This is a genomic window from Rothia sp. HMSC065G12 (genome assembly GCF_001811455.1).
GTDB classification, from domain to species: domain Bacteria; phylum Actinomycetota; class Actinomycetes; order Actinomycetales; family Micrococcaceae; genus Rothia; species Rothia dentocariosa.
Genome location: NZ_KV804813.1, coordinates 134240 through 148321, shown reverse-complemented (window position 1 = coordinate 148321; position 14082 = coordinate 134240). Strand labels below are relative to the sequence as shown.

The 14082-nt window shown below is 54.5% G+C and carries 13 protein-coding genes; 8 read left to right on the top strand and 5 right to left on the bottom strand.

The window, feature by feature from the left end; genetic code table 11:
- The first annotated feature begins 218 nt into the window (after positions 1–218).
- Positions 219–1787: a dolichyl-phosphate-mannose--protein mannosyltransferase gene (locus tag HMPREF2804_RS03680; protein WP_246824120.1), complete on the top strand. Its 1569-nt coding sequence runs from the start codon at positions 219–221 to the stop codon at positions 1785–1787.
- Between the two features lie 138 nt (positions 1788–1925).
- Here HMPREF2804_RS03680 and HMPREF2804_RS03675 read toward each other — a convergent pair whose 3' ends face one another.
- The 3 genes from HMPREF2804_RS03675 to HMPREF2804_RS03670 form a co-directional block, all read right to left on the bottom strand.
- A complete protein-coding gene (locus HMPREF2804_RS03675) occupies positions 1926–3299 on the bottom strand; it encodes a TIGR01906 family membrane protein (protein WP_070627335.1) in 1374 nt (457 codons plus the stop codon).
- Positions 3300–3417: 118 nt separating this feature from the next.
- Positions 3418–3636, bottom strand: coding sequence for a DUF3499 family protein (locus HMPREF2804_RS10705; protein WP_080974329.1), 219 nt, complete (start codon positions 3634–3636; stop codon positions 3418–3420).
- Between the two features lie 26 nt (positions 3637–3662).
- Complete coding sequence (locus HMPREF2804_RS03670; RefSeq protein ID WP_070627333.1) at positions 3663–4148, bottom strand: WhiB family transcriptional regulator; 486 nt, start codon at positions 4146–4148, stop codon at positions 3663–3665.
- A 656-nt stretch (positions 4149–4804) separates the two neighbouring features.
- Between HMPREF2804_RS03670 and HMPREF2804_RS03665 the strand changes: the two genes are divergently transcribed.
- Complete coding sequence (locus HMPREF2804_RS03665; protein WP_070627331.1) at positions 4805–5614, top strand: TIGR03089 family protein; 810 nt, start codon at positions 4805–4807, stop codon at positions 5612–5614.
- A 91-nt stretch (positions 5615–5705) separates the two neighbouring features.
- Here the strand turns inward: HMPREF2804_RS03665 and HMPREF2804_RS03660 are convergent, their stop codons facing one another.
- The gene (locus tag HMPREF2804_RS03660; RefSeq protein ID WP_041321997.1) at positions 5706–6341 is read right to left on the bottom strand and encodes a GtrA family protein; all 636 of its coding nucleotides are present in this window, start codon (positions 6339–6341) and stop codon (positions 5706–5708) included.
- Positions 6342–6539: 198 nt separating this feature from the next.
- Here HMPREF2804_RS03660 and HMPREF2804_RS03655 point away from each other — a divergent pair, with 198 nt between their 5' ends.
- From HMPREF2804_RS03655 to HMPREF2804_RS03645, 3 genes are all read left to right on the top strand, one after another.
- Positions 6540–7730 (top strand): 5-(carboxyamino)imidazole ribonucleotide synthase, encoded by a 1191-nt coding sequence (locus tag HMPREF2804_RS03655; protein ID WP_070627435.1) that lies wholly within the window; start codon positions 6540–6542, stop codon positions 7728–7730.
- A gap of 59 nt (positions 7731–7789) precedes the next feature.
- Entirely contained in the window at positions 7790–8434 is a 645-nt protein-coding gene (gene purE / locus HMPREF2804_RS03650; RefSeq protein WP_037231852.1) for a 5-(carboxyamino)imidazole ribonucleotide mutase, read from the top strand.
- A gap of 121 nt (positions 8435–8555) precedes the next feature.
- Entirely contained in the window at positions 8556–9578 is a 1023-nt protein-coding gene (locus HMPREF2804_RS03645) for a lipid II:glycine glycyltransferase FemX (protein WP_070627329.1), read from the top strand.
- A gap of 105 nt (positions 9579–9683) precedes the next feature.
- On the opposite strand, the gene glpX is transcribed toward HMPREF2804_RS03645, so the two are convergent.
- A complete protein-coding gene (gene glpX, locus HMPREF2804_RS03640) occupies positions 9684–10676 on the bottom strand; it encodes a class II fructose-bisphosphatase (protein WP_070536238.1) in 993 nt (330 codons plus the stop codon).
- A 206-nt stretch (positions 10677–10882) separates the two neighbouring features.
- On the opposite strand from glpX, the gene HMPREF2804_RS03635 reads away from it, so the two are divergent.
- From HMPREF2804_RS03635 to HMPREF2804_RS03625, 3 genes are all read left to right on the top strand, one after another.
- Positions 10883–11611 carry a DUF4245 domain-containing protein gene (locus HMPREF2804_RS03635; RefSeq protein ID WP_070627327.1) on the top strand — a complete coding sequence of 243 codons (729 nt, stop codon included), beginning with the start codon at positions 10883–10885 and terminating at the stop codon, positions 11609–11611.
- A 75-nt stretch (positions 11612–11686) separates the two neighbouring features.
- Positions 11687–12325: a carbonic anhydrase gene (locus tag HMPREF2804_RS03630; RefSeq protein WP_070536242.1), complete on the top strand. Its 639-nt coding sequence runs from the start codon at positions 11687–11689 to the stop codon at positions 12323–12325.
- A gap of 220 nt (positions 12326–12545) precedes the next feature.
- A complete protein-coding gene (locus HMPREF2804_RS03625; RefSeq protein ID WP_013398590.1) occupies positions 12546–13952 on the top strand; it encodes a class II fumarate hydratase in 1407 nt (468 codons plus the stop codon).
- Positions 13953–14082 lie beyond the last annotated feature (130 nt).

Here is a 14082-nt window from a genome sequence, read left to right as displayed (position 1 = left end):
CACTCCCCCAGTGTATCGTGTGTGCTTTTCATCTCGGAGGTGCGCTGTGCCGCCATAGCGCTTAGTTCCGCATGATGTCGGTGTAGTTTTATAGATTTTATATATGGTCTGAGCCAGATTTTTGTGGTTTCAGGTATTTTCAAGAAGACGTGGAGGCTTACACCCTATAGGATTGATAGGTGATGTTAACCGCTAGTCTTTCTTTTACGAAGTCCAGAGTGCAGTACTCTCTGTCGAATCTTTTCGAGGCTCTGGGCGTCGCCCGTGTTTCGCTGCCCCGTTGGGGCTGGCTTGCACCGACCCTGATTGTACTCTTAGCGGGTGTGCTGCGTTTTTATAACCTGGCACACCCGAATGCGATTGTCTTTGACGAAACCTACTATGCCAAGGATGCCTATTCGTACCTGCACTACGGATATGAAGTTTCGTGGTCGAGCGGCGTGGATCACGCATTCGCTTCGGGGGATTTTAGCGGTATCTTACCGAACAGCCCCGAGTATGTGGTGCATCCTCCCCTAGGTAAGTGGATGATTGCCTGGGGAATGGCGATTTTCGGCGAGAACGCCTTCGGTTGGCGCGTGAGTGCCGCGATTATTGGTACGCTCGCGGTGGCGCTTTTGGCGGTTGCCGGGTGGCTCATGTTCCGTTCGGTCACGGTTGCCTCTATCGCTGCGCTGCTGGGCGCCGTTGATGGTTTGATGTTTGTGGAATCCCGTCTGGCGCTTCTCGATATTTTCCAGATGTTCTGGATTTTAGCGACTTTTGTCTGCCTACTTCTTGACCGGCAGACAGCGCGTAGAAGGCTCGCGGCGAATGTTATGAAGATTGTGGATGCGCACGGCGAGTCGGGCTTGCAGAAGGTTGTTTTCGGCCCCGGCTCGGGTTTGCATCTGTGGCGTCTTGCCGCCGGTATTTGTGCCGGTGCCGCCGTAGCGGTGAAGTGGAACTCTCTGTTCTTTATTGCCGCGATGGGTGTGCTGACGGTGTTTTGGGATATGAATGCGCGGCGCATCCTAGGGTTGAAAAATTGGGGTCTTGTCGCTCTGATTCGAGAGGGTATTCCTGCGTTTATTCAGATGATTGGCGTGGGTCTTATCGTCTATCTGACCACCTGGATTGGTTGGTTTAAGTCGTCAAACGCTTTCTACCGCCACTGGAGTAATCAGTTCCCCGATTCGGGTGCTGTGAAGTGGCTTCCCGAGGATTTGCGCCTACTCTGGGAGTATCATACATCCGCGTTTAAGTTCCATTCGGGACTCAGCAGTGAGCATCGCTACGCTTCGCAGGCTTGGCAGTGGCTTATTCTGGGGCACCCAACGTCGTACTACTATGAGGCGCCAAAGTTTGGGGAAAAAGGATGCACGGCACTCAACTGTTCGCAGGCCATCCTCAATATTGGTAACCCGCTGATCTGGTGGGTGTTTATTCCGGCGATAATTCTCGCCCTAGTCATTTTTATCCTGAAGCGCGACTGGCGTTTTGGGGCTCTTTTGCTAGTTTTTGCCGCAGGCTATCTGCCGTGGTTCCTCTACCCTAACCGCACCATGTTCTTCTTCTACGCTCTCTCCTTTGAGCCTTTCCTCCTCATCCTCTTAGCGGGTTGTTTGGGCGTGCTTTTGGGGAACCGTACCAGTTCCGTCAGACGCGTGCGCGTGGGCGTTTTGTGCGTAGGTGTATACCTGACGGCGGTTCTACTGGTGAGCGCATACTTCTGGCCTCTATGGACCGGGCAAGTTATCCCGTATGAACAGTGGTACGGGCATATGTGGATTCCAACCTGGATTTAGCGGCGCCATTCCCCAATAACCCGGATCCAATCAGGATGCCGTACGAAAAAGGCTCTTGAGGTGAACAGGCGTTAGAAACAACGATTTTGTTCACCTCAAGAGCCTTTTTATACCGGAGGGACGTGCGCCGGATACCCGCTAAGCTTCGATATCGCCGTCACGTTCGGCGCGCATCGCCTTGATTTTCTGGCGAATCTGGTAGCGCTCCTTGTAATACCGATTTTCCTTCACGAGGCGGTAGCGCGTGGGCCAGGTGAACGCCAGCAGCACACCGATTATCAGCAGGGTTATCACCACGATGGCGAGCGCCGCATCGATCCAGAATTGCGGCGGGTATAGGCGAATGAGCGTATCACTCATGCGGAACTGCCAGTTGCCCTGCGGGAAGAAGGTCGTGTGGAAGGCGGTAAAGAGCCATTCCCAGCTGGTGGCGCCTATGATACCTAGCACCACGAGCATAATAACGGTAGCCCAAGCGCCGGTGTACAGGCTGCGGCGAATAGTGCCGGGGGCGCGTTCCTTCAGCGAAATACTACCGATTAAGGCCAGCACGCAGAATACCGCCACAGCGATGGTTGAGAAGAGCAAGACTCGTTTGACGTCGTGCATATGCTGAATTTCACTCTGGAGGAATGCCGGGGTGTTTGCCGGTCCGGTGGTGGCTTTCGCCAGGTAGTCTTCGGGGGCTAGGTTGGTCACGTAGTCCAGCCCATAGGAGCCCAGCCGCATACGTTCGGCGAGGTCGAATCCGTAGCTGTCTTCGGGGAATCCGGGCCTGCGGTATTCCAGCCAGAGGAATGGTGCGGACGCGACGGCCCGAATAGCGATCATGAGCGAGAGAAGCGGTACCGCTGCCGCGATGAGGGCGGCACGGAGCTTGAGCAGGCGTGGGCGTTCGGCGGCGGCTTCTTGTGCCGCATCTTCTTCCCAAGCATTTGAAGTTTCGACGGTACGATTTGTTTGCGTGCGGTATTTAGGGCGTGAGCTCAGCGACCCGGTTGAGATTTTTGTACCTCTCTCCACAGTCACCAAGGTGGATTTTTGGGGTTTGTTATCGGCATCTTGACTGGGTTCTGAGGCGGATGTATCCGGCTCAGCTGTCTTATCTGCCGGAGCCGCTTCTTCGTTCTTTTTCTCGTCAAACTTCTGCACTAAAGTACTGAGCGTGGGGTGTTTCGGAGATCCCTTTGCCTCGCGGATAAGAGGAACAAACCCGGTTGAGACGCTGGTATAGGTACGTACCCGCTGCCCTACGCTTTCCCCTTCCTGCTGACTCGTGTCATGTGCGCCGGATGCTCGATCGCTGGGAATATCGGGGTTGTCTGCAAAATCCGGAGCTTCGGTGTACATCTGTGCCGATACTCCCAGCAGTGATTCGGGTGTTCTTTGTGTTGCGGGGGCGGAAGCACGCGCTGCCGCTTCTTCAACGGTTTCGGTGCCGATCGCGGAGCGCAGCGCATCCCAGGATCTCTGCCCTGAGGATGCGGTACCGCTGTGACTTTCCTGTGCCATAGGTGTCTTTTCTGAATAGAGTGGTATAGATAGGGTGTTTGTCCTATTTTCATAGGAGAAGAACCTTCCGCTGAGCGGCGGAAGGTTCCTATGAAGGTTGTGAGAGGCTGGCAGTACCTCAGGTTCGTTCAGCTCTAAGCTCCACCGTGTAGACGACTCGCCATCCTTGCGGTGCGGTTAATCGTGCCGCATGATAATCGCAAAGATCGTAAGCGTGTGGCTCGCGGTACTCGGACAGCGGTCCGATTGTCGCCGTAGAGTCAGCGTATGAGTAGCTGAGGGTCACCGTGGCTTCATGTTGACAGGTCTGCCGGGAGCAGTGTCTAACTTTCTGCATTGGTACTGTTGTGCCTTCCTAGCGCCTTAGCTTGCCTGCTTACGTAGCCGACGACGCTCGCGTTCTGAGAGACCGCCCCATATTCCGAAGCGCTCATCATTGTCCATTGCATATTTTAGACACTCTTCACGAACGGGGCACGATTCGCAGACGCGTTTAGCGTCACGAGTAGACCCTCCTTTTTCAGGGAAAAAGGCTTCTGGGTCGGTTTGGGCACACAGCGCATCAGTTTGCCAGGCGAGCTCTCCGTCATCACCTTCAGTTCCGTACATGCCTGCGGCGGCGGCCCACATATCGAGGCCTTCGAAGCAGGTAAACATATTGCCTACCTCAACTGTGGAAGCCGCAAAGCTGCCTTCCTCAGTGGTTGCGTCGGCAACGCTCAGGAACATATTTGCTTGTTCTTCTAGGGATTGCGCGGTTTGCATAGTATGTTGGCGGGTTCCGCCTGTGCGTTCACCGGCAATACCGGTGCTCAGGCGTGAATACCCAGCACAGGTGTATGAACCCATAGTTTTTCCTTCCGTGTTCTCATTGGCTAGATGAGTCTGCGGTGATTCGTTGGTGTGCAAACGAATCTTTTTGGCTCTGTAGATTTATAGTTTTTTGGGCATGAAAGATGTTTCTGCAAATAAACCTACATAACTATTAGAAGGGCGACACGCCCATTCGTCAAACTGGACTTACAAATTTTATCCGTGTATGTGCAGATCACCGTCAAATATTTCAATGTTTATACGGTGTTAGACCACAAAATAATTACTTCATCATGAAAGTTTTGGGCGTAATCTTCTGTATATATATGTTCCCCCACGCCCCCTCCAAAACCCCCGAGATTACGCCTCGAACGAAGCTCTTTCAAACTCCTAAACACCTAGTCAAAACAGGTTTTTTATATCCTATTCAAAACTCAATCGTGTCACTTATTACATTTTAATAACTCATCCTCAAGATATTTTATGAACTTTACGCCCGTAATGCGCTCGTAATATAAATTCAGCATCCTTAAGAGTATATTTGCATCACACGCAAATTTATGACTACAAATACTTTCTTCTTCAACTGTTATGACGTCAGGAAAAATATCTCATGATGTGGTCGCGTGTACTGCCGAAAGTAATATCATGCATCGAAATTTTTGGGAGTTTACACACGGTAAAGTTATTCTATGGCTGAAAATTTACTCTCGACCGTGGCAAATGCCCGTTCATTCACGCGTATTTTCGATGCTCTCGCGCGTGTGCAGACCCCCGCCCTTATCTGGCATGCTCGCGGGGGTGAACGCATCGAACTTTCCGGTCGCGTCTTCATGAATTGGGTGGCAAAGAGCGCAAATCTTCTGGTGAATGAGTGCGAAGTTACCGAGGAATCTGGGGTGCAGATTACGGCTCCCCTGCACTGGCGTTTTCTGGTTCTCGCCTGCGCGACTCTCTACGCTGGCGGCTGCTTCGACGATGAAGAATCGCTCGTAGGCGCTACGGATACCACCGATCATGCTCAGAACCTCAATAACCCCGACTATCTTCTTCTCGTTGATCGCGGGCCTCTCTCGATGCGCTACCTAGGAGACCTTCACGAGGCCGAGTCAATGATCGATGCCGAAGTTCTCGACTTCTGCGCGCTCGTGCGCAGCGAGGCTGACCAGTTCATCGGCCTACCAGCTTCGACCTCATCACCCGTGGGCGATAACTTAACATCGGCAGAGCTGACGGCACGAGTGCTCTCTCGGGCACATGAACATGCTGGTCACGATTACCGTCTTCCTTCAGGGGAACGAGCATTAGCGCTTCGTCTTCGCCTTCCCTCAGAGTTCGACTCGGCACCCTCAGCCCTCACGATCGTGGCAGAGGCGCTTGCCTGCCTCATCACGGGTTATGCCGTATTCCTACCCGATCCGCTGGCTGATTTTACCGCTACCGAGTTAGACCCGCTCCTGCGTTCTGAGCGAGCTCTAGATCTCACCTTGGGCCACTCCTAGAAAACGGCAGCGTAGTTCGCTCAGAGGGTAAAAAGACTGCGGCGGAACCTCAGAAAAAGAATCCGCCGCAGTATACAAACAGTCTATTTATTTATGAACGTTTACCGGTAGAGGGCTTATCAATATCGGTAATTTCAACATTCTGTTGCGAACGCTGGGCCTGTGCCGCAGGGTCTACCACGGGAACCGAGCCGGTCAACACGCCCGTCGCCTGGTTCAAAATGTACCCCAATTCTTCGTGTTCGGTAGCGTCCCCTTCATCCACCTGTTTACGGTGCTTGCCGTAAACCCAGAAACGGTAGAGGAAGTACCGCAGAATCGTTCCCAGCGCGGTGCCGATAATCGTACCGGAGATAAACGATGCTTCCGGCGAACGCAGCCCCAACACGTAGTTAGTGAAGAACACGCATCCGGCCTCAACCAAAATGCCAAGAATATTCACAAAGGCAAATTCGATGCCCTCACGTTTCCAGTTCTCGGATCGGTCTTCGCGGAAGGTCCACAGGCGATTCATAATCCATGCAAAGATGGTAGCCACAACGCTGGCAATTACTTTTGCCTTGGTATGTGCGTTCTCGAAAGGACCAAGCATCAGCGCCCACACCACGGCAGCGTTTACCAAGAATGCGGCACCGCCAACAGTACCGAATTTAAGTACCTCTAGACCGTAGGTATTCCACAGTGATTTAAGACGATCACCCAGTGTAGAGCGAGAGTCTGAAGCCATATTCTCTATCTTTTCTGCCCGTTAAGATGACCTGGGCGTCTGTGAGTTAAATTTTGATAGCATCCCTAAAATACTAGTACAGCCGATCCCGTTTTACCTTATTTTATTGAGTTTTATCATGCACTTCCCAGGTTATTTTCAAGTCTGCGGCGCGGAATACTACCGGTATTTGGGGGCATAAGAGTACACTTGAGTGATGTGACTTACCCTGTAACTGGACCTGTACTTGGTGTTATCGGAGGCGGCCAGCTGGCACGCATGATGGCGCCCGCAGCAACGAACCTTGGATTTGACCTTCATATTCTCGCTGAAAGCCCTACGGTGGGCGCCGTGGCAGCGGTGCGCAGCGCGCCCGTGGGAGATTATAAGGATTTAGAGACTTTGCGGGAGTTCGCTCGTGGCAAAGATGTTATTACCTTCGATCACGAGCATGTTCCCACCGAATTTTTGCAGGCGCTTATTGCCGAGGGAGTGAATGTGCAGCCGCATCCGGATGCGCTGCAATATGCCCAGGATAAGCTCATGATGCGCCAGGCTGTAGAAGATCTTGGACTACCGAACCCGCGCTGGGCACGCGTTGAAACTTTGGATGAGCTTCTCGCCTTTGGCGATGAGATCGGCTGGCCCGTGGTTTTGAAGACCCCGCGCGGGGGCTATGACGGCAAGGGCGTGATGGTGCTGGATTCTCTTCAGCACGCCCGTGAGCAGGCTGCTGCATGGTTTGATGAGCTTCCTCACCGCACCGATTTTTCGGCGCTTTTGGCAGAGGAAAAGGTTCCGTTCACCCGCGAGCTTTCCGCTCTCGTGGCGCGCCGTGAGAGTGGGCAGGTTCTCCCCTGGCCTGTCGTAGAGACAATTCAGGTGAATTCGGTCTGTGATGAAGTTATTGCACCCGCGCCGAACCTCTCCCCCGCGATCGCCCGGGCGGCATCCGATGCAGCCGTTACCCTAGCCACCGAACTTGGGGTTACCGGCGTAATGGCGGCGGAACTCTTCGAGGTTCCGGGCTCTTCAGCAGGCTTCTACATTAATGAACTCGCGATGCGCCCGCACAATACCGGACACTGGACCCAGGAAGGTTCGGTAACCAGTCAGTTTGAGCAGCATCTGCGTGCGGTACTCGATATGCCGTTGGGCGCAACTGCTATGCGCGACGAAGTTGCCATTATGAAGAATTACCTGGGCGGCGAGAATGAAGATATTTTCGGTGTGTACCCGCTTGCGCTCAGTGCCGAGCCACGCGCCAAAATTCATTTTTACGGTAAAGAAACCCGCCCAGGACGTAAAATTGGTCATGTGAATATTACCGGTCGGGCAGCTGAGACTCGGGCGCTACGCGATGCCGCCGCGAATGTGGCATCTATTTTGCGCGACGGTCGCCCGCTCTAAGAGTTTGCCGGTATATTTCGTGTCCGTAGTGTCTTATTAGCTCACAGGAAGGATTGTTCATGAGCTCCCCGTACGATTCAGATAAGCCCGTTGTTGGCGTTGTGATGGGGTCAGATTCCGACTGGTCCATCATGGAAGAAGCCGCTACGGTTCTTGAAGAATTCGGCATCCCCTATGAAGCGGATGTCGTCTCAGCACACCGCATGCCTGAAGATATGATCGCCTACGGTCAGCAGGCCCATCAGCGCGGTATTCGCGTAATCATCGCCGGTGCCGGAGGGGCAGCGCACCTTCCCGGCATGCTCGCCTCGGTTACCGCATTGCCCGTTATCGGTGTCCCGGTGCGGCTGAAGAATCTCGAAGGCATGGATTCCCTGCTTTCTATCGTGCAGATGCCCGCGGGGGTTCCGGTGGCGACCGTGTCTATCAACGGCGCACGTAATGCGGGACTTCTGGCGCTGCGCATCCTAGGATGCGCCACCGACGATTTCGCGCAGCAGGTGCACTCCGATCTTCTCGATTTCTCGAAGGATCTGCGCCAGAGCGCGGTAGATAAGGGAACGGCTCTGCGCGCTAAGCTCGCCGAGCATCGCGCCCAAGTTGCCGAAGAAGAAAAAGTACAGGCCCCGGCGGCTCCCAAACCCGCCCCGACCGCCGACTCTACACGTGATGAAGGGGACGAACCGCAGGCTTACGTGCCCTAATGTATGGTCATTTCTCGGTGTTATCGAGCCGTTCCGTGAAGATACGGAACGGCTCGTATTTTATCTACTCCCAAGGTCGCCTTCGCTCATCGTAACCTGCGGTTGAGGCTAAAATAGTTGAATGAGCAATATTCTTCAATCCGATATTTGGGCACGTTTTCAGCAATCTCTTGGTCATACCGTTATTCGCCACGAAGGCGAAGGCTGGTCCTATCTCGCTACCGTTGAGGGCGGGCGCACCGGCAAGTATCTTTACAGCCCCTACGGCCCGGTGGCACAGAGTGCGCAGGCTTTCGATGCCGCGCTCGACTCGCTGAAAGAAGAAGCAAAGGCTCATGGGTGCCTGTTTGTGCGCATCGAACCAATTGACTCCGCTATCTGGGGTTCGCAGGATGCAGCAGAGTTCCTGAAGGCACGCGGCGCTGCGTTGGCACCGCGCCAGGTTCAGCCTTCACACACGCAGATTATTGATCTTTCCGGCGACGAAGCTGCAATTTTGAAGGATATGAAGTCCAATAACCGCAATCTGCACCGTAATATCCACAAAAAAGGTGTCAGTATTGAGGTGTCTCAGAACCCCGAGGATATGAAGGTGCTCTTCACGTTCCTCTCTGAAACCGCCGACCGCAACGGGTTCAACCGTCAGCAGGACGACTATCTGATGCAGGTGGCAAAGACCCTCATGCCTGCCGATGCCGCGTCCCTCTATATTGCTCAGCTGACCGGCGAGGATGGTTCCAAGGAGCCTATCGCGGCGGCATTTGTCTACGATTCAGACGATACGCGCACCTATGCCCACGCAGCGGCCTCTTTTGCGCATCGTAGGCTCTCGGCAGGCATTCCGGTAGTGACCAATTTCATCTTGGATGCTAAAGCAAAGGGTCTGAAATATGTGGATCTTTTCGGCATCGCACCCGAAGATCAGCCTGATCACGAATGGGCGGGGTTCACCAAGTTTAAGAAGTCTTTCGGCGGGCGTTCGGTTGAGTACCCCGGCACCTGGGACATTCCGGTGAACACGCTAGGCTACCGCGCCTACGGCTACGCATACCGCGCGCGTCCCGCACTCAAGAAAGCATTGGGAACCGCTCAGGAAACCGCGAAATCTACAGTAGCTAAGGTTCGCGCACGCCTGAAAAAATAACGCTACTTCGACAGCCTAGGTTCCCAGGCAGACCACGCTCATACAATAAAGCTTGTGCCGCGCTCTCAATGATTAAGAGCGCGGCACAGGCTTTATATCAAGACGTTACTTTGTATGCGACAGAATCTCGCGCAGGCGAGAAAGGCGATGCTCAGCCTCCACGATACGCACGGTTCCCGAGGAGGAACGCATAACGAGCGACTGGGTGGTCACAATATTCTTGCTGTAGCGCACCCCGCGCAGCAGCTTGCCGTCGGTAATACCGGTTGCGGCGAAGAAGCAGTTATCGCTGGTGACCAGATCGTCAGTTGTGAGGATGCGATCAAGATCGTGCCCCGCAGCGAGCGCCTTCTCACGCTCGGCATCGTCGGTGGGTGCTAAGCGGCCCTGAATTACGCCTCCGGTGGCCTTGATAGCGCATGCGGCGACGATGCCTTCAGGGGTTCCGCCGGTACCGAGCATCACGTCAACACCGGTTCCTTCACGGCAGGCCGCAATAGCTCCCGCAACATCGCCGTCAAGGATAATGCGGGTACGTGCACCGGCATTACGGATCTCTTCAATGAGCTTAGCGTGACGCGGACGATCCAGAACGCACACGGTCAGTTCGCTTACGTTCTTACCCTGTGCCTTAGCGACCAAGTGAAGGTTCTGTTTGACGGGCAGGCGAAGATCTACGAACTCTGCGGCTTCGGGCCCAGTCACCAGTTTTTCCATGTAAAACACGGCGGAGGGGTCGAACATAGAACCTCCGTCTGCTACCGCGATGACGGAGAGTGCGTTGTCCATGCCCAATGCGGTCAGACGAGTTCCGTCGATGGGATCTACCGCAATATCGAGGTTGGGGCCGATGCCATCGCCAACAACTTCGCCGTTGAATAGCATGGGAGCCTTATCTTTTTCGCCCTCACCGATCACAACGGTTCCGTTGAAGTGCACGGTCGAGAGACGGTAACGCATCGCGTCCACGGCGGCACCGTCCGCGCGGTTCTTATCGCCTGCGCCCACCCAGGGGCCGGATGCGATGGCTGCGGCCTCGGTGGCGCGCACCAATTCCATAGCTAGGTTGCGGTCGGCGTGGTTATTGTTTTCAGTCATTGCTCACCTTCGAGGTCGTTGTCATGGCCGGTTGGCTGGTTCGTTCCAGCGCTTTGAACCGGCACCTCCTGTTTACTAGCATAACGCGCCCGGCGGAATGTTCGCGTGTATTGAACGGGTTTGCGTGGGCGCATGTACCGTGGTGAACATCCGCCCAGGTGGGTGTGGGAAACGGTATGTCTTAGAGCGTATGAGAGAATGTGTGAGTGGAAAACTCTCAGAATCACGCGCATACACCGGCTGAGAGCGATGGTCAGAACGCTCATGCGCCGAAGGCTCACGCAGATGCTTCTACCGATTCATTTGTTGTGCCACAAATTACACAAAAACAGGCGAAACGCATTAATGCTCCGGCGCGCAATATGATTATTTCGATGCTGGCGATGGTGGCTATTCTCATTCCGGTGCTCTGGCTCATGCCGCAGCCGGATAAGAATCCGTACCGCCCGCAGGTGAATTTATCGCAGGTAGCGGCTGAATCTACCCAGCAGGCGGGTTTTCCGGTGGCGGTACCGCAGCTTGAGAGTTGGCACTATAACTACGCGCGGTGGACGGGTAATACTCCCGATAATATCCCGTACTTTAAGAGCGGACAGGTGACCAATAAAAATCATTTTATTGAGTTGATCCAAGCGAAGGATACAAACCCTACCTGGGTGGCTCAACAGGTCGATAACGCTGAGAAACAGGGCACCGAATCTATTGGCGGCGTGGAGTGGGAAGTACGTTCAGCCACCTCGAAGAAGAACAGTGAAAAAGTGTACTCCTACGTGGCACAGGTGCCTTACAGTGACGGCAAAACGACAACTGTGATTATCACTGGCACGGCAGACCCGGCGGAGTTTGCCCAGTTGGCGGATGCGACGGTCACCTATATGAAAGCGCCGACGATGACGACCTCCCCCAGTGCATCCAATACTTCTAATATTTCGTGATTTTCTCTAGCAAAATGTACGGTCTGCTTTCGGTAAAATAGAGGGAAGATACCTCTCACTTTAAGGAGCCTGCTCATGGGTTCTCGTCCGGTTCAACCCACCGCTGAGTATGTGTTGGAACGCCTGCAGGAGGGTAACGCACGCTTTGTACGGGGCGAGCTTTCGCATCCGCACCAGGATGTGGCACGTCGCGACGAACTCACAGGCGGACAGTTTCCTTTCACTACGATTTTTGGGTGTGCGGATTCGCGTACGCCACCGGAACATATCTTTGACCTGGGTCTTGGCGATGCCTTTGTGGTACGCACCGCAGGGCAGGTTCTTGATGAAGGTGCCCTTGGTTCGCTGGAATATTCCATTACCCAGTTCAAGACGCCGGTACTGATCATTATGGGTCATCAGTCTTGCGGGGCTGTTCAGGCTACCTGCTCGTCGGTGGAATCGGGGCAGCTTCCGGGCGGATTTATTACGCGAGTAGTTGAGACTATTCAGCCTACGGTGCTGGCCCAAGAACTTCCCCACGGCGAGAAGCCAAGCCAGTATGTGAACGAGATGGTACGGGCTCATACGTCTGCGACGGCTTCCCGTCTGCTTCAGGAATCGCGCATTATTGCCGATGCAGTTGCTCGCGGCGAGACCATTGTGCTGGGCTACTTCTATCATTTGGATTCCGGCGCAGTCGATATTGTCTTTGACTCGCGCGAGATGAAGTAGTTCCCACGCGTTCTATCGGTGGTCGCTGCCTCCTTCGTGTTATCCACCCGAGAAAACCAACATAACCCCAGAAGCTCCAACAGGCTTTACTTGAGTTCATACGGTACCGCCACACAACCCCACAGCGTGGTGAGTATCATCATGCACGGTATTCCCCAAATGTTCCGATTTTTACACGAAGGGTATGAAAACCCGCCATTTTGAGCCCTAAACTAGAGTTATGGCTGAAAATATTGAATACCGCATTGAACATGACACCATGGGCGAAGTTCGCGTGCCCGCTAACGCACTCTACCGTGCACAGACCCAGCGCGCGGTCGATAACTTCCCGATTTCGGGGCAGACCCTCGAATCAGCCCATATTCGCGCTCTTGCCCTCGTTAAGAAGGCAGCCGCGACCGCCAATGAGGAACTTCAGGTGCTCGATGCTGAGCGCGCCCAGGCTATCCGCGAGGCGGCGGATCTGGTAGCAACCGGTGAGTACGACGAGCATTTCCCCATTGACGTCTTCCAGACCGGTTCGGGCACCTCGTCGAATATGAACACCAACGAGGTTCTGGCAACGCTGGCAACCCGTTCCTTGGAATCACGAGGCATTGAAGTTCACCCCAATGACCATGTGAACGCCTCCCAATCTTCCAACGATGTTTTCCCCACCTCCGTGCACGTTGCCGTGACCGAGGCACTGGTCAAAGAGCTGATCCCTTCCCTTGAGGTTCTCGCTGCTTCGCTGGAAAAGAAGTCCGCAGAGTTCAAGGACGTCGTCAAGTCCGGACGCACCCACCTGATGGATGCAACCCCCATTACCTTAGGCCAAGAATTCTCTGGCTACGCCGCTACCGTGCGTTACGGCATCGAACGTGTGAACGCATCCCTGCCCCGCGTGGCTGAAGTTCCCCTGGGCGGCACCGCCGTAGGCACCGGCATCAATACCCCGGCGGGCTTCTCGGCACGCGTGATTGAGCTGCTTGCTGAAGAAACCGGTCTGCCCCTGACTGAGGCACGTAACCACTTTGAGGCGCAGGCAAACCGCGACGGTCTGGTTGAGGTTTCCGGTCAGCTGCGCACCCTCGCATACGGTCTGATGAAGATCAGCAACGATATCCGTTGGATGGGTTCAGGCCCGAACACCGGCTTAGGCGAGCTGCACATCCCCGATCTGCAGCCCGGCTCGTCCATCATGCCTGGCAAGGTAAACCCGGTGATTTGTGAGGCTACTATTCAGGTTGCGGCACAGGTAATTGGTAATGATGCGACCATCGCGCTTTCCTCCACCAACGGAGCCTTCGAGCTAAACGTGGGTATTCCAGTAATGGCGGCTAACCTGCTCCAGTCCATCCGCCTGCTCGCCAACGTTTCTCGCGTGGCGGCAGAGAAGATGATCGACGGTCTAAGCGCCAACGTAGAGCGTTGCCGCTTCCTGGCGGAGGCATCCCCCTCGACCGTAACCCCGCTGAATAAGCTCATCGGGTACGAGGCCGCCGCGAAGATCGCCAAGTACTCCGTGGCAAACAAGGTCACCGTGCGCGATGCCGTGGTGGCTTTAGGTTACGTTGAACGCGGTGAGGTAACCGAGGCTCAGCTCGATGAAGCACTGGACGTCACCAAGATGCTGGGCAACTTCTAGTCCGCATATCGTTTTCATGTGAACAGACCACTCCTAGAACATAGTTGAGGGGCTTCTACACGATGTGTAGAAGCCCCTCAACGTTTGAGCTAAGACCCGCGCGGTGCGGGCGGATAGATAAATCTCTATC

Bases quoted from the DNA above. Each gene is read 5' to 3' on its own strand.
- glpX (WP_070536238.1), bottom strand. From the start codon at position 10,676: ATGACTGAAAACAATAACCACGCCGACCGCAACCTAGCTATGGAATTG.
- HMPREF2804_RS03670 (WP_070627333.1), bottom strand. From the start codon at position 4,148: ATGGGTTCATACACCTGTGCTGGGTATTCACGCCTGAGCACCGGTATT.
- HMPREF2804_RS03625 (WP_013398590.1), top strand. From the start codon at position 12,546: ATGGCTGAAAATATTGAATACCGCATTGAACATGACACCATGGGCGAA.
- HMPREF2804_RS10705 (WP_080974329.1), bottom strand. From the start codon at position 3,636: ATGCAGAAAGTTAGACACTGCTCCCGGCAGACCTGTCAACATGAAGCC.
- HMPREF2804_RS03675 (WP_070627335.1), bottom strand. From the start codon at position 3,299: ATGGCACAGGAAAGTCACAGCGGTACCGCATCCTCAGGGCAGAGATCC.
- HMPREF2804_RS03660 (WP_041321997.1), bottom strand. From the start codon at position 6,341: ATGGCTTCAGACTCTCGCTCTACACTGGGTGATCGTCTTAAATCACTG.
- HMPREF2804_RS03645 (WP_070627329.1), top strand. From the start codon at position 8,556: ATGAGCAATATTCTTCAATCCGATATTTGGGCACGTTTTCAGCAATCT.
- purE (WP_037231852.1), top strand. From the start codon at position 7,790: ATGAGCTCCCCGTACGATTCAGATAAGCCCGTTGTTGGCGTTGTGATG.
- HMPREF2804_RS03630 (WP_070536242.1), top strand. From the start codon at position 11,687: ATGGGTTCTCGTCCGGTTCAACCCACCGCTGAGTATGTGTTGGAACGC.
- HMPREF2804_RS03665 (WP_070627331.1), top strand. From the start codon at position 4,805: ATGGCTGAAAATTTACTCTCGACCGTGGCAAATGCCCGTTCATTCACG.